The 22,081-nt window shown below is 73.9% G+C and carries 22 protein-coding genes; 10 read left to right on the top strand and 12 right to left on the bottom strand.

Annotation, left to right across the window (positions count from 1 at the left end; all coding sequences use genetic code 11):
• Positions 1-152: 152 nt before the first annotated feature.
• Together ACZ45Q_RS31490 and ACZ45Q_RS31485 are read right to left on the bottom strand one after the other, a co-directional pair.
• Entirely contained in the window at positions 153-680 is a 528-nt protein-coding gene (locus ACZ45Q_RS31490) for a hypothetical protein (RefSeq protein WP_468267635.1), read from the bottom strand.
• 351 nt (positions 681-1,031) lie between these two features.
• Complete coding sequence (locus ACZ45Q_RS31485) at positions 1,032-1,355, bottom strand: hypothetical protein (protein ID WP_468267632.1); 324 nt, start codon at positions 1,353-1,355, stop codon at positions 1,032-1,034.
• A 294-nt stretch (positions 1,356-1,649) separates the two neighbouring features.
• On the opposite strand from ACZ45Q_RS31485, the gene ACZ45Q_RS31480 reads away from it, so the two are divergent.
• The gene (locus ACZ45Q_RS31480) at positions 1,650-2,474 is read left to right on the top strand and encodes a fructosamine kinase family protein (RefSeq protein WP_468267805.1); all 825 of its coding nucleotides are present in this window, start codon (positions 1,650-1,652) and stop codon (positions 2,472-2,474) included.
• Between the two features lie 22 nt (positions 2,475-2,496).
• Here ACZ45Q_RS31480 and ACZ45Q_RS31475 read toward each other — a convergent pair whose 3' ends face one another.
• The 3 genes from ACZ45Q_RS31475 to ACZ45Q_RS31465 all read right to left on the bottom strand — a co-directional run bounded on the left by ACZ45Q_RS31475 (position 2,497) and on the right by ACZ45Q_RS31465 (position 6,426).
• A complete protein-coding gene (locus tag ACZ45Q_RS31475; protein ID WP_468267629.1) occupies positions 2,497-4,155 on the bottom strand; it encodes a catalase in 1,659 nt (552 codons plus the stop codon).
• A gap of 278 nt (positions 4,156-4,433) precedes the next feature.
• Positions 4,434-4,670 (bottom strand): hypothetical protein, encoded by a 237-nt coding sequence (locus tag ACZ45Q_RS31470; protein ID WP_468267626.1) that lies wholly within the window; start codon positions 4,668-4,670, stop codon positions 4,434-4,436.
• Positions 4,671-4,893: 223 nt separating this feature from the next.
• Positions 4,894-6,426: a helix-turn-helix domain-containing protein gene (locus tag ACZ45Q_RS31465; protein WP_468267623.1), complete on the bottom strand. Its 1,533-nt coding sequence runs from the start codon at positions 6,424-6,426 to the stop codon at positions 4,894-4,896.
• 168 nt (positions 6,427-6,594) lie between these two features.
• Here ACZ45Q_RS31465 and ACZ45Q_RS31460 point away from each other — a divergent pair, with 168 nt between their 5' ends.
• A complete protein-coding gene (locus ACZ45Q_RS31460; protein ID WP_468267620.1) occupies positions 6,595-7,218 on the top strand; it encodes an L-threonylcarbamoyladenylate synthase in 624 nt (207 codons plus the stop codon).
• 133 nt (positions 7,219-7,351) lie between these two features.
• On the opposite strand, the gene ACZ45Q_RS31455 is transcribed toward ACZ45Q_RS31460, so the two are convergent.
• The gene (locus ACZ45Q_RS31455) at positions 7,352-8,338 is read right to left on the bottom strand and encodes a TauD/TfdA dioxygenase family protein (protein WP_468267617.1); all 987 of its coding nucleotides are present in this window, start codon (positions 8,336-8,338) and stop codon (positions 7,352-7,354) included.
• 174 nt (positions 8,339-8,512) lie between these two features.
• Here ACZ45Q_RS31455 and ACZ45Q_RS31450 point away from each other — a divergent pair, with 174 nt between their 5' ends.
• Together ACZ45Q_RS31450 and ACZ45Q_RS31445 are read left to right on the top strand one after the other, a co-directional pair.
• On the top strand, positions 8,513-9,343 hold the full coding sequence (locus ACZ45Q_RS31450; RefSeq protein ID WP_468267614.1) for an aldo/keto reductase: 831 nt from the start codon (positions 8,513-8,515) through the stop codon (positions 9,341-9,343).
• Between the two features lie 60 nt (positions 9,344-9,403).
• Positions 9,404-10,018, top strand: coding sequence for a DNA polymerase ligase N-terminal domain-containing protein (locus tag ACZ45Q_RS31445; protein ID WP_468267611.1), 615 nt, complete (start codon positions 9,404-9,406; stop codon positions 10,016-10,018).
• A gap of 6 nt (positions 10,019-10,024) precedes the next feature.
• On the opposite strand, the gene ACZ45Q_RS31440 is transcribed toward ACZ45Q_RS31445, so the two are convergent.
• Entirely contained in the window at positions 10,025-12,370 is a 2,346-nt protein-coding gene (locus tag ACZ45Q_RS31440) for a SpoIIE family protein phosphatase (RefSeq protein WP_468267608.1), read from the bottom strand.
• Between the two features lie 64 nt (positions 12,371-12,434).
• Entirely contained in the window at positions 12,435-12,947 is a 513-nt protein-coding gene (locus ACZ45Q_RS31435; RefSeq protein ID WP_468267605.1) for a MarR family winged helix-turn-helix transcriptional regulator, read from the bottom strand.
• 138 nt (positions 12,948-13,085) lie between these two features.
• Between ACZ45Q_RS31435 and ligD the strand changes: the two genes are divergently transcribed.
• Together ligD and ACZ45Q_RS31425 are read left to right on the top strand one after the other, a co-directional pair.
• Positions 13,086-14,066, top strand: a complete 981-nt coding sequence (ligD, locus tag ACZ45Q_RS31430; RefSeq protein WP_468267802.1) for a non-homologous end-joining DNA ligase — start codon at positions 13,086-13,088, stop codon at positions 14,064-14,066.
• Between the two features lie 198 nt (positions 14,067-14,264).
• Positions 14,265-15,056 (top strand): NPP1 family protein, encoded by a 792-nt coding sequence (locus ACZ45Q_RS31425; protein WP_468267602.1) that lies wholly within the window; start codon positions 14,265-14,267, stop codon positions 15,054-15,056.
• Between the two features lie 22 nt (positions 15,057-15,078).
• Here the strand turns inward: ACZ45Q_RS31425 and ACZ45Q_RS31420 are convergent, their stop codons facing one another.
• The gene (locus tag ACZ45Q_RS31420; RefSeq protein WP_468267600.1) at positions 15,079-15,603 is read right to left on the bottom strand and encodes a hypothetical protein; all 525 of its coding nucleotides are present in this window, start codon (positions 15,601-15,603) and stop codon (positions 15,079-15,081) included.
• A gap of 351 nt (positions 15,604-15,954) precedes the next feature.
• On the opposite strand from ACZ45Q_RS31420, the gene ACZ45Q_RS31415 reads away from it, so the two are divergent.
• Entirely contained in the window at positions 15,955-16,749 is a 795-nt protein-coding gene (locus tag ACZ45Q_RS31415) for an RNA polymerase sigma factor SigF (RefSeq protein WP_468267598.1), read from the top strand.
• Positions 16,750-16,812: 63 nt separating this feature from the next.
• Here the strand turns inward: ACZ45Q_RS31415 and ACZ45Q_RS31410 are convergent, their stop codons facing one another.
• The gene (locus ACZ45Q_RS31410) at positions 16,813-17,139 is read right to left on the bottom strand and encodes an ANTAR domain-containing protein (protein ID WP_468267596.1); all 327 of its coding nucleotides are present in this window, start codon (positions 17,137-17,139) and stop codon (positions 16,813-16,815) included.
• Between the two features lie 239 nt (positions 17,140-17,378).
• Here ACZ45Q_RS31410 and ACZ45Q_RS31405 point away from each other — a divergent pair, with 239 nt between their 5' ends.
• Positions 17,379-18,188, top strand: coding sequence for a VOC family protein (locus ACZ45Q_RS31405; RefSeq protein WP_468267594.1), 810 nt, complete (start codon positions 17,379-17,381; stop codon positions 18,186-18,188).
• A 2-nt stretch (positions 18,189-18,190) separates the two neighbouring features.
• Here ACZ45Q_RS31405 and glgX read toward each other — a convergent pair whose 3' ends face one another.
• Together glgX and ACZ45Q_RS31395 are read right to left on the bottom strand one after the other, a co-directional pair.
• On the bottom strand, positions 18,191-20,347 hold the full coding sequence (gene glgX, locus ACZ45Q_RS31400; RefSeq protein ID WP_468267592.1) for a glycogen debranching protein GlgX: 2,157 nt from the start codon (positions 20,345-20,347) through the stop codon (positions 18,191-18,193).
• Complete coding sequence (locus tag ACZ45Q_RS31395; protein ID WP_468267590.1) at positions 20,344-20,859, bottom strand: pep a2; 516 nt, start codon at positions 20,857-20,859, stop codon at positions 20,344-20,346. Before ACZ45Q_RS31395 ends, glgX begins: the two co-directional genes overlap by 4 nt.
• A gap of 250 nt (positions 20,860-21,109) precedes the next feature.
• On the opposite strand from ACZ45Q_RS31395, the gene ACZ45Q_RS31390 reads away from it, so the two are divergent.
• Together ACZ45Q_RS31390 and ACZ45Q_RS31385 are read left to right on the top strand one after the other, a co-directional pair.
• Entirely contained in the window at positions 21,110-21,430 is a 321-nt protein-coding gene (locus ACZ45Q_RS31390; RefSeq protein ID WP_468267588.1) for a DUF5133 domain-containing protein, read from the top strand.
• A gap of 55 nt (positions 21,431-21,485) precedes the next feature.
• Positions 21,486-22,081 (top strand): maltotransferase domain-containing protein (locus tag ACZ45Q_RS31385; protein ID WP_468267586.1); only part of this gene is annotated, 596 nt, incomplete at its 3' end.

Below are 22,081 nucleotides of genomic sequence, written 5' to 3'. Positions count from 1 at the left end.
CTCGTCCTCAAACGCCGGACGGGCTGGTAAGTCAGCCCCTCTGGGGGTGCCCCCTCCGGGGGAGTTTGAGGAGCGGGGGTCCGGGGGCGAAGCCCCCGGGGACGGGACGGGTAGGGGCGGCGGGGGCGAAAAAAGCCCGGTGGGGGCCGCGGTCAGGCGGCCAGTGTGCGGCCGGGCCCCAGACGCCCGAGCAGCTCACCGCGGTGCAGATCGGCCACCGGAGCCAGCAGATCAGGATGCCGCAACAGCGCCGCGGCCCTGCGATCCCGGTCGTCCGGCTCCAGCAGCCGCCGGAACCCGGCCGGAGTCACACTCCCCGGGTGGTCCTCGACCACGGCGGCCACGGCCAGCCCCGCCAGCTCCGGATCGGTCAGCAGCCCGGCCGCCCAGCTGGTCACGACCTCGTCCACCCAGGTACGCCAGGCCTGGTCCGCCGGGTCACCGGCCGCGGCGTCGTCCGGGCCGGCGACCCAGTCGAGCCGGGCGGAGCCTCCGGGGCCGGCGACCCCCACCAGAGCGGCGTCCATGGGCGTCGGATAGCGCAGCCAGGCGGCGACCGTCACGGCCTGGCGTGCCTGCACCTCGCACAGGGCGTCGGCCAGCGCGCCGCCCGACGCCGGGTAGGCGCGGGTCAGCCACTGGGTGGTCGCCGCGATGACCGGGGAGAGTTCTGCGTGCACTGCCGGGACCGTCCGAACTGCTCTGCGAGGGGAACTGGGACAGGGGTACGCAAACCGTAGCCGCCGGTCCCCCGCGGGGAACATGGCCGGTGCCTCGTTCGGCACGTGGCCTCGGACACACCTCACGGGCGCCACCACGGGCGCCACCTCGGGCACCGCCGCCCGGAGCCGTCAGAGCTCGCAGGCCCTGGAGCTCGGAGCCCAGGACGTCGGAGGAACCAAACCTCGCAGGCCCAGACCCCGCAGGCCCCGGCCCTCGCAGACCTCAGCCGCCGGACCCCGCAGGCCCCAGGCCCCGAAGACGCCGGACCCCGCGGCCCGCGCCCCGTCGCTCCCCGTCCGCGCCGTACCTCACCAAGCAGGAGTCGTCACGGCCGGCCGGTGGACGGCCTCGGCCGCGTCCCGCAGGTGCAGGGCGACGCCGATGAGGGCGCGCAGGGCCGAGGGGCGCAGGTTCTGGGCGCTCTCGGCGGCCAGCACCAGCAGGCATCCGGCGGCCTGCTCGACCACGGGGACGGGGAGGGTCGGGGCGTCGCAGTCGACACCCCGGAAAGCCCGCCAGGGGGCCGCGGCGCCGTCGATGGCCCGCTGCACCGCCTGTTCGAGGTGCTGGGAGGCCTGCTCGACGACGGTGGCCGGGAGGGTGATGGTGCGGTGGAACGCTGAACTGGTCATGATCTCACTGGTCCCCCGTCGCACCGCTCGTCCCCCGGCCCCGCGGGGCAATTTCACCGGGTCGGCGGCCTGCGGCGCACCGTCGTCCGGGCACGGATCACCGGGCACGCATCGCCGGGCACGGGTCACCGGGCACGCATCGCCGGCCACGGATCGCCGGGCACGGAGGCACGGCTCACGGCGCGCCGGGATCGTAGGCTGGGCCCCGTGCGTGCCGACGACTCCGCCTTCTCCGCGTCCGGTCCGTCGCGTCACCCCGGCGGCCGGGAGGGGCCCGGTGCCGCCGTGGCCAGGATGACCGGGTGGGCGGTCGCCGGGGAGCGGCGGCTGTCCGGGGGGCCGGCCGAGGTGACCCTGGACGACGGCAGGGTGGTGATCGTCAAGACCGGTGACGGGGACGGGGCGGCCAGGGCCGAGGCGGCGGGGCTGCGCTGGCTGGCCGACGCGGGAGCGGTCCGGGTGCCCGCGGTGCACGGCGACGACGGGCGCCGGCTGGTCGTGGACCGGGTGGCGCAGGGCAGGCCCACTGCCGGGGCGGCGTTCCGGTTCGGGCGGGATCTCGCCGCGCTGCACGCCGCCGGAGCGCCCGCGTTCGGTGCCGCCCCGCCCGGCGGCCCGCGCCACGCCTGGATCGGACGTGCCCCGATGCGCAACGTCCGCGGGACCGACTGGCCGGCCTGGTACGCCGAGCACCGGGTGCTGCCGTATCTGCGGCGCGCCGTGGACGACGGGACCGTGCTGCCGGCCGAGGCGGCCGACGTGGAACGGGTCTGCGAGCGGCTGCCCGGGCTGGCGGGGCCGCCGGAGCCGCCCGCCCGCCTGCACGGGGACCTGTGGAACGGCAATGTGCTGTGGGGCGCCGACGGCGAGGTGTGGCTGATCGACCCGGCGGCGCACGGCGGCCACCGGGAGACCGACCTGGCGATGCTGCACCTGTTCGGCTGCCCCCACCTGGAGCGGATCATGGACGGCTACCGGGAGGCGGCGCCGCTCGCCGACGGGTGGCGCGACCGCGTCGGCGTGCACCAGCTGTTTCCGCTGCTGGTGCACGCCGTGCTGTTCGGCCGCGGTTACGCCGAGCAGGCCCTCGCGGCGGCCCGCGCGGCGCTGCGCGGCTGACCGCAGGGACGGCGGGGCAGGCTCAGCGCGTCACCACGTGCCGCTCGTCGGGGACGCAGTGGGTCATGGTGAGGCCCTCGACGTCCCGCGGCGGGTTCTTGCCCAGATTGGACAGCCGCTTGCGGTCCTCGTCGGTCAGGTCCTGGCTCGCCAGCGGCTCCAGGCCCGCCACGTCCTCGGGGCTGATGCCGAGGCCCTCGCCCACCCGCAGGCCGAGGTCGTTCTCGACCAGCAGGAAGTGCCAGACCATGCGCTCCTGGATGGGCCTCGGACACTGGGAGAGCAGGTCGGTGAAGTTCTTCACCAGGTCGTCCCGCTCCCACTGCTCCATCAGCAGGTACCGCTGGCCGGCCTGCTGGTAGTCGTTGGTGCGCGGGATGCGCTTGCGGGTCAGCCGGCCGCGGACCTCCGGTCCCTGCTCGTCGTGGGTCGGGTACTCCCCCTCGCGCAGCCCGCCGGTGATCGACGGCTCGTAGTTGACGATGGGGTTCTCGCCCCCGCCGTCCACGTGGTACGTCATCAGGCCGTCGCGCTGGTTGGTGCGGACGTCGGCGTTCTTGGCCTGGTTGACGGGGAGCTGAAGGTAGTTCGGCCCGACCCGGTAGCGCTGGGTGTCGCTGTAGGAGAAGGTCCGGCCGACCAGCATCTTGTCGTCGGAGAAGTCGAGGCCGTCGACGAGGACGCCGGTGCCGAAGGAGATCTGCTCGTTCTCGGCGAAGAAGTTCTCCGGCATCCGGTCGAGCACCATCCGGCCCACGGCCTTGGGCGGGAAGTCCTGCTCGGGCCAGGTCTTGGTGTCGTCCAGCGGGTCGAAGTCCAGCTCCGGGTGGTCGTGGTCGTCCATCATCTGCACGAGCAGCTCCCACTCCGGGTGGTCGCCGCGCGCCACGGCCTCGTAGAGGTCCTTGGTGGCGTGCCCGAGGGAGTCGGCCTGGACGTTGGCCGCGTCCTCCTCGGTCATGCTGCGCACGCCCTGCTTGGGCATCCAGTGGTACTTGACCAGGACGGTCCGGCCCTCGGCGTTGACCCACTTGTAGGTGTTGACGCCGAAGCCCTGCATGTGCCGGTAGTCCGCGGGGATGCCGCGCGGGCTGAAGAGGTTGACCAGCATGTGCATCGACTCCGGCGTCTGCGACATGAAGTCGAAGATGCGCCGGGGCTGCTGCTCGAAGGTCACCGGGTCGGGCTTGAGGGCGTGGATGACGTCCGGGAACTTGATCGCGTCCCGGATGAAGAAGACGCCGAGGTTGTTGCCGACCAGGTCCCAGTTGCCGTCCTCGGTGTAGAACTTCACGGCGAAGCCGCGGGGGTCGCGGGCGGCCTCGGAGGAGTCGCGCCCGCCGATGACGGTGGAGAAGCGGACGGCCACGTCGGTGCGCTTGCCGGGCTCCTGGAACAGCTTGGCCCGGGTGTAGCGGTCGATGGGCTCGTCGCCCCACTTGCCGTACGCCTCGAAGTATCCGTACGCGGTGACGCCGCGGGCGTGCACGACCCGTTCCGGGATGCGCTCCCGGTCGAAGTGGCTGATCTTCTCCAGGAACTGGTAGTTCTCCAGCGTGGCGGGGCCGCGGGCGCCGACCGTGCGCTGGTTCTGGTTGTCGTAGACCGGATGGCCCTGCCGGTTGGTGAGCACCTTGCGGTCGTCGCCGGGAGCGGGGCCCTGGCTCGATACGTCCGTCATGGTTCGTGGGCTCCTTCGATGCGTGGCGTCAGGCGGTGACGTCCGGGGCGTGACGTCCGTCGGTCGGGTCCCGGGCAGCGGCCGGCCGCCCGGGCGGGCGGTCCGGGTACCCGGTACCGGGGTGTCACTCACCGGCCGGCCCGGCGCGCCTCCCGGGACCCAGCCTCGGACCGGAACGGCACCCCCGCCAGCCGGGGCCCGCCGGGCACGTCCATACGTGAGGCCCGGGCACCGGCGCTCGCCGCCGCCCGGGCCCCGCCCACGCGTCCTCGGTGCCCTCAGCCGCCGTCGAGCCGTGCCTTCAGCAGTCCCTTGCCCAGTTCGGCGCCCTTGCGGCTGTCCGCCTGCGCCTTGCGGAACAGCTCCGCGACCTCGGTGTCCTTCTGGCGCTCGGCGTCCTGGATGTAGGTCTCCAGGCGCAGCGCGTTGTTGAGGCAGGACTCGACGTACCAGATCAGGTTGTAGTCCTTGTCCTGCGTGCCGGTCAGGCCGCCGGTCTCCGTGCCGCTGGTCATGCGGGCCTCCTCTTCGCGGTACTCGGTTCGTCGGTTCGTCGGTTGTTCCGTCTCGCTTCCGCGGACCGGCCGGGTACCCGTGCCCGGGCGGTGCACACCGGGACACGCGCGCGGGGGCGCGACCGGTCCCCCGTCCCGGTCGTGCCCCCGCGGTGCCTCGAACGTACGTGGACGGCTCGGCCCTTGTGAACCGCGTCGGTGCCCGCCGCGGGGCCGCCCCGACTCAGCCGTGCACAGGTGAGTCCCGTTTGCCCGGCTTCGCACCGCGCAGGACGGGCTGGTCGAGTTCCCCGACGGCCAGATGCGCGAGGACCACCTCGTACAGGTCGCTCCCCGGGTCGAGCAGCCGGCGTTCGAGGACGGGCTCGGCGCGGCGCACGTGGTCGCGCACCGTCTGGGCGTGGACGCCGAGGTCCCGTGCGGCGCGCTCGGCGTTGCCGCCGACGGCGAGCCAGGCCCGCAGGGTGCGCCGCAGGTCGCGGGTGTCGGTCTCCAGCCGGCCGAGCAGGTCGGTCGCCCAGGTGCGCAGCGCGGGCCCGGCCAGCAGGTCCGCGAGCCGGACGGCGTCCGCGCGGCCCGGCCGGGCGGCGCCGTCCGGGTTCTGTTCCAGTGCGGCGTGGGCGTTGAGCGCCAGGTGCACGGCGGCGCGCGCGGTGAGGTCGGCGAAGTCGGTGCGCAGCAGCGTCTCGACCCGGTCCATGCGGGCGCGGACGGTGTTCCGGCTGACGCCGAGGACCTTGGCCGTGCTCACGGCGGTGAATTCCAGGCCCAGCCGGGTGGTGGCGAGCAGTTCGGCGCGCGTGTGGTGCGGCAGGGCGTCCAGCGGGCGCAGCACCTGGGCCGTCCAGTGGTGGAGGGCGACCGGGTCCATCAGCCGTTCGGGCCGGGTGCGCTCGGCGTACACGGCGGTGCGCCCGGGCCGGAACCGGGCCACGGCCAGGGCGCTGACCGCCTGCCCGTAGGCGGTCGCCGTGCGCGCGAGGCCGTGCCGGGCGCTGCCGCCGAGGTAGGCGCCGGGGTGCCGGTCGATCAGTGCCCGCAGGTCGTCGCCGGTGGCCTCCCGCGGGGTCAGGACGATGACATGGCCGTCCTTGGCCGGGCAGCGCACGACGAGGGCCTGTTCGCGGGTCGCGTCGAGGCACTCCTCGGCGAGCCGGTCCCGTTCCCGGGGGCCGCACTCGACGACGTAGACGCCGGCGGTGTCGGTGTCGAGCAGCCCCGGCCACAGTCCGGCGGCCACCCGCCGCGCGGAGACGGTGTCCTCCACCATGAGCAGTTGCAGGATGGCCAGGCGCAGGTCGGAGGCGGCCCGTCGGAGCCGCTGCCCGGCCGAGGCCGACTCCTGGGCGGCCAGCAGCAGGGCGACGACCTGGGCGGTGTGCGTGACGATCTCCGCGGCCGGCCGGTCGAACGGGGTGGCCCGGGTTACCGCGAGCACGGCGGCCGGGGCGGGGTGCGGGCGCTCCACCCGGACCAGGCGCAGATGGCGGCCCCGGTCCTCGCAGGCGGCGGAGGCGATGCGGCCCGCGGTGATCTCCCGGACCAGGTTCTCGTCCAGTGCGGCGGGCGTGCCCGCCAGCAGGTGCCCGGCGCCGTCCTGGAGCGTCACCACGGCGCGGACGGCGTCGGCCAGCCAGGAGACGACCCTGCGGACGTCGTGGCCCGAGGGCCGCAGCTGGTCGAGCAGTTCCGCCGCCCACGCCCCGCCCCGTGCTCCGGCCCCCCGTCGTCCCCCGTCACCGTCTCGGCCCGCCACGTCGGCCCGCTCCTCGCTCGTACTCGCTCTCCGCCCGGTCCGGGGACGTTACCTCATGGTCCGCGTCCCGCCCGCCGGCGCGGCCCCGGCCTGCGGCCCCGTACCGGCGTACCGCCCCCCTCCCGGCGCGCCGAGCCGGCCGCGCCGCCGGAGGCATAAGCTCGGCGGATGGCGAAGTACTACGACGTGCACCCCGACAACCCCCAGCCGCGCAGCATCGCCCAGGTCGCCGACGGCGTCCGCGCCGACGCCCTGATCGCGTATCCGACGGACTCCTGCTACGCCCTGGGCTGCCGCCTCGGCAGCCGTGACGGCATCGACCGCATCCGGACGATCCGTCAGCTCGACGACCGGCACCACTTCACGCTGGTGTGCCAGGACTTCGCGCAGCTCGGCCGGTTCGTGCGGATCGACAACGACGTGTTCCGGGCGATCAAGGCCTCGACGCCCGGCAGGTACACCTTCATCCTGCCCGCGACGCGCGAGGTGCCGCGGATGCTCCAGCACCCGAAGAAGAAGACCGTGGGTGTGCGCATCCCGGACCATGTGGTCGCGCAGGCGCTGCTGACGGAGCTGGGTGAGCCGCTGCTGTCCAGCACGCTGCTGCTGCCCGGTGAGGAGGAGCCGATGACCCAGGGCTGGGAGATCAAGGACCGGCTCGACCATGTGCTGGACGCGGTCGTGGACTCGGGGGACTGCGGCACCGAGCCGACGACGGTCGTGGACTTCTCCGGCGGGGAGGCGGAGATCGTCCGCCGGGGGGCGGGCGACACGGCGCGCTTCGAGGCCTGACGCCGGCCTCCGGGCCCGGCCTCGCGGCCCGGCCTCGGCCGACGACCGACAGCCGACAGCCGGCAACCGACAGCCGGCAGCCGGCAGCCGCCAATCGACAGCGGGCCGACGGCGGCGACGGCGCGGCGGCCGGTCACCAGCGTCCCGGCGCGGTGCCGACGACCGGCTCCGACGGCCTGCCGTCGACACCGGCCGGGATCTCGCCGGCCAGCATCACGCGGTGCATGATCCGGGGATGCTCCAGGTGGGCGGTGTCCGCCGGGGCGAGGTGGATGGTGGCCCGGTTGTCCCAGAAGGCCACGCTGCCCGGCTCCCAGCGGAAGCGGACGGTGTACTCGGGGCGGGTCGCCTGCTCCAGCAGCATGTCGAGGACCGCCCGGCTCTCGTGGCGGGACAGCCCGGTGATCTGCTCGACGTAGTAGCCGTTGACGAACAGCACCCGCTCCCCCGTCTGCGGGTGCACCCGCACCAGCGGGTGCACGCTGGCGACCTGATGGTCCAGCAGGTGCCGGAGGTAGGCGTCGTCGCCGGGCCGCGGCTGGTAGCCGACGCCCAGCCGGTGTTCGGCGCGCAGCCCGTCGACGAAGTCCCGTACCGGGGCGGACAGTCCGGCGTACGCCGCCGCCAGGTCGGCCCAGGTCGTGTCGCCGCCGTACGGGGGTACGGTCTCGGCCCGCAGGATCGTCGCGGCCGGCGGGTCGATCCGGGCGCCGTGGTCGCAGTGCCAGCCGCGCAGCAGGGTGTGCCGGCGGCGGCGCAGCCACTCGTCGTGCTCCATCCCGAACCGGCCGCCCAGCTCCAGCCGGTCGGCGGTGGTCTCGATCTCCGGGACGCCGGGAGGCGACGCACCGCCGCGCCGGCCGAGCGCGACCGGCTCCCCGAACCGCCGGGCGAAGGCCACGTGGCCGGCGTGGTCCAGCCGCTGGTCCCGGAAGAACACCACCTTCCAGCGCAGCACCGCGGCCCGGATCGCGTCGGCCTGGGCGTCGTCGAGGCCGCCGGCCAGGTCGACGCCGGTGATCTCGGCCCCGATGTGTCCGGCGGCCGGCCGCACCGTCAGGCCCGCGGCGCGCTCCGCCGCGCGCGACGCCTCGTCCGCCCTGGCCCTGTCCGTCGTCATGCGCACTCCGTCGGTCGTCCGTCGTCGGCCCACCACAGATCGTGGCAGCGTCGGACGGCGGTGGCGACAGGGCCTCCGCTTGATCACTGCTCGCCCCGTCCCTGACGCTGGAGGGACGGCACAGCGCCGTACCCGGCCGTACGCGGTCGGATCGGTCGAGGGAAAGGTCCCGAAGTGGCAGGCATCCCGGCGCACACGCTCAACGACGGCACGACGCTCCCGGCCCTGGGGCTGGGGACGTGGCCCCTGGACGACACCGCCGCCGAGCAGGCGGTCCGCAGCGCCCTGGAGGCGGGTTACCGGCTCATCGACACGGCGGCGAACTACCGCAACGAGACCGGCGTCGGCCGCGGGGTGGCCGGCAGCGGCGTGCCGCGGGAGGAGATCGTGGTCACGACGAAGCTGCCCGGCCGGCACCACGGCTACGAGGAGACCCTCGCCTCGTTCGAGGACTCCCGGTCCCGGCTCGGCCTGGACCATGTCGACCTGTACCTGATCCACTGGCCGCTGCCCCGGGTCGACAAGTACGTGGGCTCCTGGAAGGCCATGATCAAGCTGCGCGAGGAGGGCCTCGTACGGTCGATCGGCGTCTCCAACTTCACGGCCGCGCAGATCGAGCGGCTGGAGCAGGAGACCGGCGTGCTGCCCTCCGTCAACCAGATCGAACTGCACCCGCTGCTCCCGCAGGAGGAACTGCGCGCCTTCCACGAGCGCAAGGGCGTGCGCACCGAGAGCTGGAGCCCGCTGGGCCGCGGCAGCGATCTGCTGGACGACCCGGCCGTGGCGTCCGTCGCCGAGGCGCACGGGGTGACGCCCGCCCAGGTGGTGCTGCGCTGGCACACCCAGCTGGGCGCGGTGCCGATCCCGAAGTCCGCCGCCCCCGGGCGTCAGCGCGCCAACCTCGACGTCTTCGGCTTCACGCTGGACGACGCCCAGATGCGGGCCGTCGCCGACCGCGACCCGAAGCGGCTCGGCGGGGACCCGGAGGTGCACGAGGAGTTCTGACCGGGGTACCCGGGGCCGGTCGGCACGCACGACGGGGGAACGTCGCGGAAGGAGCCCACGGTGGCTGAGCGGAACGGGCTGCGGGAGTACCGCGGCAAGCGGCACTTCGACCGCACCGGTGAGCCCCGGGGGCGCCCGGAGCGGCCCGGGCCGGACGAGGCGCCCCGGTTCGTGGTGCAGATCCACGACGCGAGCACCCTGCACTTCGACTTCCGGTTGCAGGTGGACGACGTGCTGAAGTCCTGGTCGGTGCCGAAGGGGCCGTCCGGCGACCCCGCCGACAAGCGGCTGGCCCTGCCCACCGAGGACCACCCGCTGGAGTACGAGCAGTTCGAGGGCGTGATCCCGGCGGGCGAGTACGGCGGCGGCACGGTGATCGTCTGGGACCAGGGCACCTATGAGCCGCTCAGCCACGACCGGCGGGGCCGGGCGGTGGACTTCGCCGAGTCGCTGGAGCGCGGGCACGCCACGTTCCGGCTGCGCGGGGCGAAGCTGCGCGGCGAGTACGCCCTGACCCGGTTCCGCGACGGCGGCAGCGACGGCGAGGAGGCGTGGCTGCTGGTGAAGGCCGGCGGCGCCGGGACCGGGCACGGCACCCCGGACCCGCACCGGGCGCGTTCGGCGCGGACCGGACGCACGCTGGCGCAGGTGGCGTCGGCCGGCAGCAAGGAGTGAGGGGCGTCACTGCGGGGGCAGGGTCTGTTCGGCCCAGATGGTCTTGCCACCGCCGGTCTGCCGGCTGCCCCAGCGCTGGGTGAGCTGGGCGACCAGCATCAGTCCGCGCCCGCCCTCGTCGAAGGCGTGGGCCCGGCGCAGGTGCGGTGAGGTGGAGCTGCCGTCGGAGACCTCGCAGATGAGGCTGCGGTCGCGGATCAGGCGCAACTGGATGGGCGGTTCGCCGTAGCGGATGGCGTTGGTGACGAGTTCGCTGACGACCAGTTCGGTGACGAACGCGGCCTCGGCCAGCCCCCACGCCATCAGCTGCTCGGTGGCGGACTGGCGGGTGGCGGCCACCTGGGCGGGGTCCGGCGGCACGTCCCAGGTGGCGACCTGGCCGTCGCCCAGCGCCCGGGTGCGGGCCAGCAGCAGGGCCACGTCGTCGCCGGGTTCCTCCGGCATCACGGCCTTGAGCACCCCGTCGCACAGGGCGTCGAGGGAGCTCGCCGGTGCGCTCAGCGCACGGCACAGTTCGCGGGTGGCGTGGTCGATGTCGCGGTCGCGGTCCTCGACGAGGCCGTCGGTGTAGAGGGCGACGACGGAGCCCTCGGGCAGCGTGAGCTCCGTCGCCTCGAACGGCAGCCCGCCCACCCCCAGCGGCGGGCCGGCGCTCATCGGGACCAGCCGCGCGGTGCCGTCGGGCAGGACGAGGGCGGGCGCGGGGTGCCCGGCGGCGGCCATGGTCAGGGCGCGGGTGACGGGGTCGTAGACCGCGTACAGGCAGGTGGCGCCGAGTTCGGCGACCTCCTCGCCGTTCTCCGCGGCCGCCAGGTGGGTGACCAGGTCGTCCAGGTGGGTGAGCAGTTCGTCGGGGGGCAGGTCCACGTCGGCGAGGGTGCGCACGGCCGTGCACAGCCGGCCCATGGTCGCCGAGGACGGAATGCCGTGCCCGACGACGTCCCCGACGACGAGGGCGACCCGGCTGCCGGACAGCGGGATCACGTCGAACCAGTCGCCGCCGATGCCGGCCGCCGACCCGGAGGGCAGGTACCGGTGGGCGACCTCGACCGCGGCCTGTCCGGGCAGGCCCGTGGGCAGCAGGCTGTGCTGGAGGGCCAGCGCGGTGGTGCGCTCGCGGGCGAAGCGGCGGGCGTTGTCGATGCAGACGGCGGCCCGGCTGGCCAGTTCCTCGGCCAGGACGAGGTCGTCGGCGTCGTACGGGTCCTGGGGGGCGGCGCTGGCGAGCAGCGCGACGCCGAGGGTGGTGCCGCGGGCGCGCAGCGGAACGGCCAGGACGGAGCGGACCCGTGCGCGGAAGGCCCGGTTGTGCGGTGCCTCGGCGTTGCGTTCCCGCATCCACCGGTCGAAGTCCGCGTCACCGGGGGCACTGAGCACCGCCCGGCCCTCCCGCAGGGCCCGCGCGGGCGCCGCGTACGGCGGGTAGCGCTCGCTCTGGCCGAGGTGCACGGCGGGGCGCGGGTCCCCGGCGCTGGACGAGCCGTGGGCCACGCGGCGCAGTTCGACGGCGTCGACGGGCACCGTGAGGGGCTCCTCGGCGCCGAGCACCCAGTCGAGCAGGTCGACGCTGGCGAAGTCGGCGAACCGCGGCACGAGCAGTTCGACCAGTTCCTCGGCGGTGCGCGGCACGTCCAGGGTGGTGCCGATGGCGGCGGCGGCCTCGTTGAGGACGGCCAGCCGCTGCCGCGCCCAGTGCTGCTCGGTGCTGTCGAACGCCGCGACGGCGACCGCGGACACCGCTCCGGCGGCGTCGAACACCGGCCACATCTCGATCGTCCAGGCCTCCTCGCGGGCCGCGGCACCGGGGCCGCCGGTGACGTGCTCGTGGCTGACGGGGCGGCCGGTCTCGGCCACCGTCCGCAGCCGGCGTGCGATGCCCGGCCCGTCGGCGTGCGCGCCGGGCAGCGCGTCCGGCAGGTACCGCCCGAGCAGTTCCTCCTCGGACCTGCCCATCATGCGGCAGGCGGTGGTGTTGACCCCCAGGTAGTGCTGCCGGAGGTCGAAGACCGACATCGCCACCGAGGCCTGCCGGAAGACCTCGCCCGTGAGCGGCCTCAGGCCGGTGTCGGGGAGTTCGGCGGTCACGACGTACGCGCCGGGTGTGCCGTCGGCGGCGAGCAGCCGGCAGGCCCGCAGGGCGAGGGGGGCGACGGTGCCGTCCCGGCGGCGGATCAGGGCGATGCCGGACAGCGCCGTCAGGGCGCCGGGCGGCACGTCCTCGGCCAGCAGGTTCCGCGCGGGGCGTCCCACCGCTTCCTCGGCCGGGTAGCCGGTCAGCTGCCGGGCGCCCGCGCTCCACCCCGTCACCATGCCCTGGGCGTCCACGATCGCCGCAGCCGAGGCCTGCTCCATTCGTCCAGGATTATCCGTTTGCGGCCCGCTATCAACCGCGGCCGGGTCCCGACCGGCCCTTTCCTCAGACCGACGCGGCCGGCGGGCGGGCGGTGTTCTCGTCGGTCGCGTGGCTGAAGAAGTCGTCGACCATGCGGTGGAACAGGGTGGCGAGCTGCCTCAGCTCCTCGGGCGACCAGTCGGCCAGGGCCGACTCCATGCCGCGGGCGCTCGCCGCCCGTACCCGCTCGACGGCGCGCCGGCCGGCCTCGGTCGGCTCGATGCGCCGGGCGCGGCGGTCGTCGGGGTCCGGGACCCGGGTGACGTACCCCGACCGCTGGAGTTGCTGCACCGTGCGCGTGACGTGCGAGGCCTCCACGCCCAGCCGTGCGGCCAGCTCGCCCGGGCGGACCGGGTGGCAGTCGGCCACCTGGCGCAGCAGCACCACGGCCGCGCGGTCCAGCGGCACGCCCGCCCGGGCCATCAGCCGGTCGTGCTGCCGGTGCCGCGTACTCAGGTACGTGATGCGGTTGAGCGCGCGCTCGATCTCGGTCACTTCGGGAGACGCGGCGTCCCCGGGCGGCTGTGGCGTGGACATGCGGCCACTTTACTCGCTCTTTGCGTGAGTCAAACAAGGGCCCGCACCGCGCGCGGCGCCCTCCTCCCCCCCGTGCCGTTCAGGCGAACCTGCCACGCACGGCGCGTGAGAGCGTGCGCAGCCGTCGAAACCTCCTGCGTGGAGCTGCCGCTGATCCCTCCGATGCTCGCCACGCCCGGCTCCCTGCCGCCGGCCGCGCAGGACGCGCGGTGGGCGTACGAGACCAAGCAGGACGGGCAGCGCGTGGTCGTCTACCTGCCCGGCGACGGCACGGTGCGGCTGCGGGCCCGCTCCGGCCAGGACATCACGGCCGCCTACCCGGAACTGCACCCGCTGGCCACCGCGCTCGGCTCCACGCCGGCCGTGCTGGACGGGGAGATCCTGGCGCTGGACACCGAGGGACGCGCCGACTTCCAGCTGCTCCAGTCCCGGATGGGCCTGGCCCACGACCCCGCCATGGCGGCGCGCCGGGCGGCGAGGGTCCCCGTCCATCTCGTGCTCTTCGACGCCCTGCACCTGTCCGGCCGCTCCCTGGTGCCCCTCGTCTACACCCGCCGGCGCGGCCACCTGGAGGACCTCGGTCTGCACGGGCCCTCCTGGTCGACCCCGGCCGCACTGGTCGGCCACGGCGAGCAGGCGCTGCGGGCCACCCGCGAGCACGGCCTGGAGGGCCTGGTGTGCAAGCGGCTGGACTCGGTCTACGAGCCGGGGGTGCGGTCCCGTTCCTGGATCAAGATCCGCAACATGCGCAGCGAGGACGTCGTCGTCGGCGGCTGGCTGCCCGGCAAGGGGCGGCTGACCGGTCTGCCGGGCGCGGTCCTGGTCGGGCAGCGCGCCGCTGGCCGGCTGCGCTACGTCGGCGGCGTGGGCACCGGCTGGAGCGCGGCCGAGCGCACCGAGCTGGCGGCGCTGCTGCGGGCCGCCGCGACCGACGTCTGCCCCTTCGACCCCGTGCCGTCCGTGCCGGGGGCGCGCTGGGTGGTGCCGCGCCTGGTCGGCGAGGTCCGCTTCAGCACCCGTACCCGCGAGGGCATGCTGCGCCAGCCCTCCTGGCTGCGGCTGCGCCCGGACCTGGCGCCCGAGGAGTCGGCGGCGGACATCCCGGACGACCTCGTGTGACGGTCGGTCAGGAACGGGCCCGGCAACGGCACTCCGCGCGCCGGGCGGCAGGCCCCGGCCGGAAGGGGCGGGACCCGGCGGCGTCCTCGAGTATTGGGCCGTCCTTCACCACGCGGACACCCACGCCCCCTTGGCCCGGAGGGCACCGGCGGTCAAGCTGAACTCCCCTGCCCCCCACAGCCGTTGGGCTGCGCCCGTATGCGAGGAGACGCAGTGACCGCACGTACGTCCCGAAGCCGCCGCCGGAGACTGCTCGCCGTGCCGGCCGGTGCCCTGGCCATCGTCGTCGCCACGGCGACCGCCGCCTACGCCGCACCGCCGCCGGCCCTGCCCGGCAACGCCGGCGCCCAGGAGCGGGCGTACCAGCCCGCCTTCGACTACGACACCGACGGCTGCTACCCCACGCCGGCCATCGGCGCCGACGGCACGGTCAACGGCGGTCTGAAGCCGACCGGCGCGCTCAACGGCAACTGCCGGGACGCGTCCGACCTGGAGAACACCAACGCCTACTCGCGCGCCAAGTGCAACAACGGCTGGTGCGCCTATCTGTACGGCCTGTACTTCGAGAAGGACCAGGCCCTGCCGGGCAGCAGCCTCGGCGGCCACCGGCACGACTGGGAGCACGTGGTGGTGTGGGTGCGCGACGGCACCGTCGAGTACGTCTCGACCTCCGAGCACGGCTCGTTCGCCGTGCACCCGCGCTCGGCGGTCCGCTTCGAGGGCACCCACCCGAAGGTCGTCTACCACAAGGACGGCATCGGCACCCACTGCTTCCGCCTGGCCGGCGCGGGCGACGAGCCGCCGGAGAACCACCGGGGCAGCTGGCAGTATCCGACGCTGGTCGGCTGGGACGGCTACCCGGCAGGGCTGCGGGAGAAGCTGAGCGCCCATGACTTCGGCAGCGCCCATTTCGGCCTCAAGGACGGGAGTTTCGCCTCCCACCTGGCGTCCGCCGAGCCCGCCGGCCTCCCGTTCGACCCCTACGCCTGAGCCGGCGGGGGACGACGCGGGATCAGGCGGTGCCCTCGCCCGCCTGGTCCCGCAGGAACGTGCTCACCTGGTGGGCCAGCCCGCCGTCCCGCCCGCCGCCGGCGCTCATCCCGGGGGACTGCTCGTGCAGTCCGATGCCGCCGGTCCACAGCCGCCGGCCGGTCCACTCGTCGTCGACGCGCAGCTGCACCTGGACGTCCACCTGGCCCAGGCTCCCCTCGGGGCCGGCCGCGTAGACGACGGCCGTGGCGCGCCGCAGCGGGTAGACGTCGAAGCCCTCGACGAACTGGGAGTTGCGCCAGTCGAGGAAGGCGGCCTCGCCGTCGGGGCCGATCCGCACGTCGATCTGCCCGTCCTCCAGGTGGACGCAGGCGCGGCGCTCGCCGCGGTTCTCGACGGTGATCCGGACGCTGAAGTACGTGAGCCCCTCGGCGGCGTCGTCGCGCCCGCGCGGCGGCTCGGCCGGCTCGACGCTGTGGACGCGGACCCGCAGACCGGTGTGTTCGTCGTACTCCTGCCAGTCCCCGACCACGTTCGGCTCGTACACACTGCACCTCTCGACCTCTGAGAGCTGCTTCCTATCTGTGTGCTCAGTGCACTGTCAAATGAGCGGAATGCGCTGTGGCCAGCGGCTTCACCCGGTTTGATCGGCGATCAAGCGATGCGCAGCAGGAATCCCTCCGGGGGCCGCGGCGGTGCCGCCCACGGCGTGCCGCACATCACGTTCCCCACCGTGACCGTCCGGCTCCGGACAGCCTGGGCGACACCGGTCTGCCATCTGGGCGGATTTAACCGGCTATATGGGTATTTGTTTTGAAAACGGCGGGGCCGGGAAAGGGCAGGGAAGTGCTTCGGATCACGGGCACGCCATCCGGCACCCCTGCAGAGGGAGGTGCGCATGACGAGTATCGCCGGCGGAACCAGACAGCACCCGCATGACGACGCCCCCGACACGGCCGCGGCCTTCCGGCGGCTCGCCGGACTTCCGCAGGGCCCGGAGCGCAAGGCGCTGCGGGACGAGCTGATCCAGGCCTGGCTGCCCATGGCGGAGCGGATCGCGGTCCGCTTCCGGGGGCGCGGCGAGAACCTGGAGGACCTGTACCAGGTGGCGGCCCTCGGACTGGTCAAGGCCGTCGACCACTACGACCCCGCGCGCGGTCACGCCTTCGAGGCCTACGCCGTACCGACCGTGACCGGGGAGATCAAGCGGCACTTCCGCGACCACATGTGGACCCTGCACGTACCGCGCCGGATCCAGGACCTGCGCAACCGGGTGCGGCGCGCCGCCAAGGAGCTGGCGCAGACCACCCCGGGGCGCGCCCCCACGGTCGACGAGATCGCCGAGCACGCCCACCTCACGTCCGTCGAGGTCCGTACCGGCATGGAGGCGCTGGAGTGCTTCTCCGCCCTCTCCCTGGAGGCCGAGATGCCCGGCACCGACGGCTACGCCCTCGGGGACGCGCTCGGCGGGCCGGACCCGGCCTTCGACACGGTGGTGGACCGGGTGGCCGTGCGGCCCTGCCTCCAGGCGCTGCCCGAGCGCGAGCGCACCATTCTCTACCTGCGCTTCTTCCGGGGCATGACGCAGAGCCGGATCGCCCAGCAGCTGGGCATCTCGCAGATGCACGTCTCGCGCCTGCTCAGCGGCTGCTTCGCCCGGCTCCGCGAGGAGATCCTCGCGGAGACCGGCTGACGCCCCGACGGTGTCGGCGGCGCTCGTGATCGGTGTCCCCGGCGGCGCCGCGGCTCGGTGCCCCTAGCGGCGGCGCCGGTCCGGTGGCGCCCCGGGGACCTGTGCGGGGCCGTGGCGGTCGAGGGCGTCCTCCAGCTCCGTGCGGATCTCCCTGGGCAGCACTCCGGTACGGCCCCAGACGACGATCAGCTCCGCCACGTTGCGCAGCTTGACGTTGGTGTGCTGGGAGATCTCCTTGAGGACGGCCCACCCCTGGTCGGGTCCGACCCGGCCGAGTGCGACGATCATGCCGATGGCCTGGTCGACGACGGCGTGGGAGACCACGGCCTCCTTCAGCTGCCGGACCTGTTCCTGCAACGCGAAGATCTCGTTCGAGCCCCCGTCGGGCATGGTCACCTCCGGGTGCGGTGCGCCGCCACTGCCTGTGCCGTGCGGGTGTCGCCCCGTCGCATCCATGGTCGTCACTTCCCTCGCCTCCTGCCACCGCACCGTCCACTGGGCCGTACGGGCCGTTGTGCCGTCGTTTCGCTGGTGCCGTCGGGGTACTCGGCAGGCGCCCCCAGCCCTCCCGGCCGGACACTGGTGGGGAACCGGTGGCTGCCGGTGGACGAGACCAGGACGCGACAGTGATGAACCACGACATGACCTCCCCCACCGGTGCGAAGACGAAGAACGTCCTCTCCACCCACTCCGTCTACGGGGCTCCCTGCTGGGTGAGTCTGACCAGCCGTGACCTCACGGCCACCGAGGAGTTCTACTCGGCCGTGCTCGGCTGGCGGTGGCGGCCCGCCCGGCTGGGCGACCGCTTCCGCATCGCCCTGGCGGACGGCGCGCCGGTCGCCGGGATCGCCGCGGTGGCCTCGATGTGGCAGATGGCCGTGGCGTGGACGCCGTACTTCGCGGTGATCAGCGCGGACGAGGCCGCCGGCCGGGTGCAGGAGCGCGGCGGCACGGCGGCGGTCGGGCCGATCTCGCTGCCGCCGGGACGGGCGGCGCTGCTGGCCGACCGGGACGGGGCGACCTTCGGGGTCTGGGAGGGCGAGCTGTTCACCGACTGGGAGACCTGGCGGCACGCCCAGCCCGCGTTCATCAGACTCCACACCCGCGACGCCTTCGACGCCGCCATCTTCTACGGCCAGGTCCTCGACTGGGCCTCCGGCCGCCCCGGCTGCTGCGAGGTCGACTACGAGGGTGAGGAGGTCGTCCTGCGCAGCCGGGGCGACGTGGTCGCGCGGATCGAGTCGGGCGCCCTGGAATCGGCTCCGGACCCCACCATCCGCCCGCACTGGCAGGTCCACTTCTACGCCGACGACGTCGAGGCCTGCGCGCGGGCCGCGGAGACGCACGGCGGCAGCGTGCTGACCAAGGGCGGCGACGAGGCCGTGCTCCGCGACCGGGACGGCGCGCAGTTCACGGTGACCGCGCGCCGCCCGCGCTGACCTCATGTCGCCGGCCGGCCGGTACGGGACGGCCGGGACAGCACCACCAGGCTGCGTGGCTCGACGGTGCGCACCGTGCCGGCCTTGTGCTCGGCCTCGTCCGTGGCGTCCTCCGGGCCGGCGGTGTCGATCAGGGTGGTCCAGCGCTCGCCGTAGGCGGCGGGGGGCAGCCGGAAGTCGGCGGCCTCCCAGTGGCTGTTGAGCAGCAGCAGGAACGAGTCGTCGACGACCGGCCGGCCGCACGGGTCGGGTTCGGCGATGGCGTCGCCGTTGAGGAAGACGCCGACGGCGCGGGCGTCGGAGCGCTGCCAGTCGTCGTCGGTCATCTCCCGCGCGTCCGGCCGCAGCCAGACCAGGTCGGGCAGCGGCTGGTCGGCGTGGGTGGCCGTCTCCCCGCGGAAGTAGCGTCGCCGGCGCAGCACGGGGTGGGCGGCGCGCAGCCCGATGAGCTGCCGGGTGAAGTCCAGCAGGGAGCGCTGTTCGCCGGTGAGCCGCCAGTCGATCCAGGAGATCTCGTTGTCCTGGCAGTAGGCGTTGTTGTTGCCGCGCTGGGTGCGGCCCAGTTCGTCGCCGTGGCAGAGCATCGGGATGCCCTGGGAGAGCAGGAGGGTGGCCAGGAAGTTGCGGTGCTGGCGGGCGCGCAGCCTGAGCACCGCGCGGTCCTTGGTCTCGCCCTCGGCGCCGCAGTTCCAGGACCGGTTGTGGCTCTCGCCGTCCCGGTTGTCCTCGCCGTTGGCCTCGTTGTGCTTGTCGTTGTAGGAGACGAGGTCGCGCAGGGTGAACCCGTCGTGGGCGGTGACGAAGTTGACGCTGGCGCGCGGCCGGCGCCGGCTGTGCTGGTACAGGTCGGAGGAGCCGGTCAGCCGGGAGGCGAACTCGCCCAGCGTGTGCTCCTCGCCGCGCCAGAAGTCGCGCACGGCGTCCCGGTACTTGCCGTTCCACTCCGACCACAGCGGCGGGAAGTTGCCGACCTGGTAGCCGCCCTCGCCGACGTCCCAGGGTTCCGCGATCAGCTTGACGCGGCTGATCACCGGGTCCTGCTGGATGAGGTCGAAGAACGCCGACAGCCGGTCCACCTCGTGGAACTGGCGGGCCAGGGTGGCCGCCAGGTCGAAGCGGAAGCCGTCGACGTGCATCTCGGTCACCCAGTACCGCAGTGAGTCCATGATCAGCTGGAGCACGTACGGGTGCCGCATCAGCAGGCTGTTGCCGGTGCCGGTGGTGTCGTAGTAGTGCTGCCAGTCGCCGTCCACCAGGCGGTAGTACGAGGCGTTGTCGATGCCGCGGAAGGAGAGGGTGGGGCCCTTCTCGTTGCCCTCGGCGGTGTGGTTGTAGACGACGTCGAGGATGACCTCCAGGCCGGCCTCGTGCAGGGTCTTGACCATCGACTTGAACTCGGTGACCTGCTGCCCGCGGGTGCCGTGGGCGGCGTAGCCGTTGTGGGGCGCGAAGAAGCCGATGGTGTTGTAGCCCCAGTAGTTGGACAGGCCGCGGTCCTGGAGCACTCCGTCGTGCACGAACTGGTGCACGGGCATCAGCTCCACGGCGGTCACGCCGAGGGAGGTGAGGTGGCCGACGACCGCCGGGTGGGCCAGCCCCGCGTAGGTGCCCCGCAGTTCGGGTGGCACGTCGGGGTGCGTGCGGGTCATGCCCCGTACGTGGGCCTCGTAGATGACGGTGTCCGCGTACTGCCGCCGGGGCGGACGGTCGTCGCCCCAGTCGAAGAACGGGTCGGTGACCACGCCGAGCATGGTGTGCCCGGCGCTGTCGGCCGGGTCGGGCCGGCCCGGGGTCCGCTCCAGCAGCGAGGGGTGGTTGTCGACCTGGCCGTCCACCGCCCGGGCGTACGGGTCGAGCAGCAGTTTCGCCGGGTTGCACCGGTGGCCCACGGCCGGGGCCCAGGGGCCGTGCACCCGGTAGCCGTAGCGCTGTCCGGGGCCGACGCCGGGCAGGTAGCAGTGCCAGACGAAGCCGTCGACCTCGGGCAGCGGGATGCCGCTGTGGGTGCCGTCGTCGTCGACGAGGATCAGGTCGACGCGTTCGGCGACCTCGCTGAACAGGGCGAAGTTGGTGCCCTGCCCGTCGTACGCGGCCCCCAGCGGGTAGGGGTGCCCGCTCCAGACGGGCACCCCCTTCCAGTTCGGCCTCGCGGCGGTCACCGGGCCTCCTCCAGGACGCCGTTGGTGGTGCTGCCCTCACCGGCGAGACGGGCCACCGGCATGACCTCGCGGGGCACTTCCAGGCCCTCCTGGGTGATGGGCTCCGGTGCCGTCGGCACCAGCGGGATGCGTTCGCCGGCGCGGGCGCGCTGCGAGAACCAGATCACCTTGGCCCCCGTCTCGGTGGCGCAGCAGCCCCAGCCGTCGCTGGTCGCCGCCAGGTGCTGGAGGCAGCCGCGCAGGTCGTGGTGGGGGCGCAGCGCGTGGTCCTTGCCGCCCACGGCGGTGATGAGGTGCTGGCCGTTCCACCACATCTCGATGGAGGTGTTCTTGTCGCTCGCGTGCTCGTCGATCGCCCGCAGCAGCATCTCGGCGCCGCCGCACACGGGGTCCACGAGGTTCTCCAGGTCCCAGAACCTCAGGTGAGCGGCCAGGATGCGCCTGACCTGCCCGACCCGTTCCGGGCTGACTTCCACGTCGAGGTGGTAGTAGCAGGGCACTGCGGTCTTCATCGCTGTTGGCTCCTCACGCGAAGCTCTCGCTCCCCTCGGCCCAGGCGGGCCGGGCCCCGTTCGCGGAGCGTGAGCATGCATCGCTTCTGAGTCACTCCAGAGTGGGAGCAGTAGTCCATTCGTGCAACACGAGGGGCTCCTGAGGCACGGGAGAAGTAGTTGAAGATCCAACAGGACGCTGTGTGTCCGCGCGTGCACCATGTGTGAAGAACTCGATCGACCGCATCGAGTCCCGGAAGGGGACGTCGTCATGCTGCTACCCGCGAAAACCGAAGTCGCCCGGCAGCTGCGTCGTTACCGCTCCTGGGAGCGCCTGATGCTGGCCTCGCCCGCCGACCGGGCGGTGCGGGCCACGTTCGAGGACTCGGGCTACACCCTCTGCGTGCTGATGGGGAAGCGCTGCGCGCGGGAGGCCGTGGACGCCGCCGAACGGTATCTGCGGACGAGCCTGGTCAGCTATGTGCGGGAGCAGAACGAGCGGCCGAGGAAGGCCCGGGCGGCAAGGCGGGGCCCGCCGGCGGTGGACCGGCGCCCCCCGGCCGTGCGGAAGAGCCCCTCCGGTGCGGCTTGACCACCCGGCCGGGCTCGCGGAGCCCGGCTTTCGAGCACGGCGGAGGTGAGAACCGATGACTACGACCGCGGAGATCGGGCGTATCCCGGTGCGGGACGTCCACCCGGCGGTGGAGTGCGGCAGGCGCCCGGCGAAGGCGGTTGCCGGAGAGACGTTCGAGGTCACCGCCACCGTGTTCCGGGAGGGACACGACGCGGTGGCCGCCAACGTCGTCCTGACGGACCCCGAGGGCCGTCCCGGTCCGTGGACGCCCATGCGGGAACTGGCCCCGGGCACCGACCGCTGGGGAGCCGAGGTGACCCCCGGCGCCCCGGGCCGCTGGACCTACCACGTGGAGGCGTGGAGCGATCCCGTCGCGACCTGGCGCCACCACGCCCGCATCAAGGTCCCGGCCGGCATCGACACCGGCCTGGTCCTGGAGGAGGGCGCCGAGCTGTTCGCGCGCGCGGCGGCCGGCGTGCCCCGGGGCGCCGGCCGCGCCGTGGTGCTGGCGGCGGCCGAGACGTTGCGGGACGACGACCTGCCGGTGGCCACCCGGCTGGCGGCGGCGTTGACGCCCGAGGTGGACGCGGTCCTGGCCCGGCACCCGCTGCGCGAGCTGGTCACCGCCTCCGACCCGATGCCCCTCCTCGTCGAACGCGAGCGCGCCCT

It is taken from the genome of Streptomyces sp. NPDC031049, assembly GCF_055571015.1.
Note: the sequence above shows the minus strand (reverse complement) of the source record. Positions and strands in the feature narration are given on the sequence as shown.

Excerpts from the sequence above, each read along its gene's own strand:
- ACZ45Q_RS31390 (WP_468267588.1), top strand. The coding sequence starts at position 21,110 with ATGCTGCTACCCGCGAAAACCGAAGTCGCCCGGCAGCTGCGTCGTTAC.
- ACZ45Q_RS31415 (WP_468267598.1), top strand. The coding sequence starts at position 15,955 with ATGACGAGTATCGCCGGCGGAACCAGACAGCACCCGCATGACGACGCC.
- ACZ45Q_RS31485 (WP_468267632.1), bottom strand. The coding sequence starts at position 1,355 with ATGACCAGTTCAGCGTTCCACCGCACCATCACCCTCCCGGCCACCGTC.
- ACZ45Q_RS31440 (WP_468267608.1), bottom strand. The coding sequence starts at position 12,370 with ATGGAGCAGGCCTCGGCTGCGGCGATCGTGGACGCCCAGGGCATGGTG.
- ACZ45Q_RS31460 (WP_468267620.1), top strand. The coding sequence starts at position 6,595 with ATGGCGAAGTACTACGACGTGCACCCCGACAACCCCCAGCCGCGCAGC.
- ACZ45Q_RS31410 (WP_468267596.1), bottom strand. The coding sequence starts at position 17,139 with ATGCCCGACGGGGGCTCGAACGAGATCTTCGCGTTGCAGGAACAGGTC.
- ACZ45Q_RS31395 (WP_468267590.1), bottom strand. The coding sequence starts at position 20,859 with ATGAAGACCGCAGTGCCCTGCTACTACCACCTCGACGTGGAAGTCAGC.
- ACZ45Q_RS31470 (WP_468267626.1), bottom strand. The coding sequence starts at position 4,670 with ATGACCAGCGGCACGGAGACCGGCGGCCTGACCGGCACGCAGGACAAG.
- ACZ45Q_RS31455 (WP_468267617.1), bottom strand. The coding sequence starts at position 8,338 with ATGACGACGGACAGGGCCAGGGCGGACGAGGCGTCGCGCGCGGCGGAG.
- ACZ45Q_RS31425 (WP_468267602.1), top strand. The coding sequence starts at position 14,265 with ATGCGAGGAGACGCAGTGACCGCACGTACGTCCCGAAGCCGCCGCCGG.
- ACZ45Q_RS31480 (WP_468267805.1), top strand. The coding sequence starts at position 1,650 with ATGACCGGGTGGGCGGTCGCCGGGGAGCGGCGGCTGTCCGGGGGGCCG.
- ACZ45Q_RS31435 (WP_468267605.1), bottom strand. The coding sequence starts at position 12,947 with ATGTCCACGCCACAGCCGCCCGGGGACGCCGCGTCTCCCGAAGTGACC.
- ACZ45Q_RS31405 (WP_468267594.1), top strand. The coding sequence starts at position 17,379 with ATGAACCACGACATGACCTCCCCCACCGGTGCGAAGACGAAGAACGTC.
- ACZ45Q_RS31475 (WP_468267629.1), bottom strand. The coding sequence starts at position 4,155 with ATGACGGACGTATCGAGCCAGGGCCCCGCTCCCGGCGACGACCGCAAG.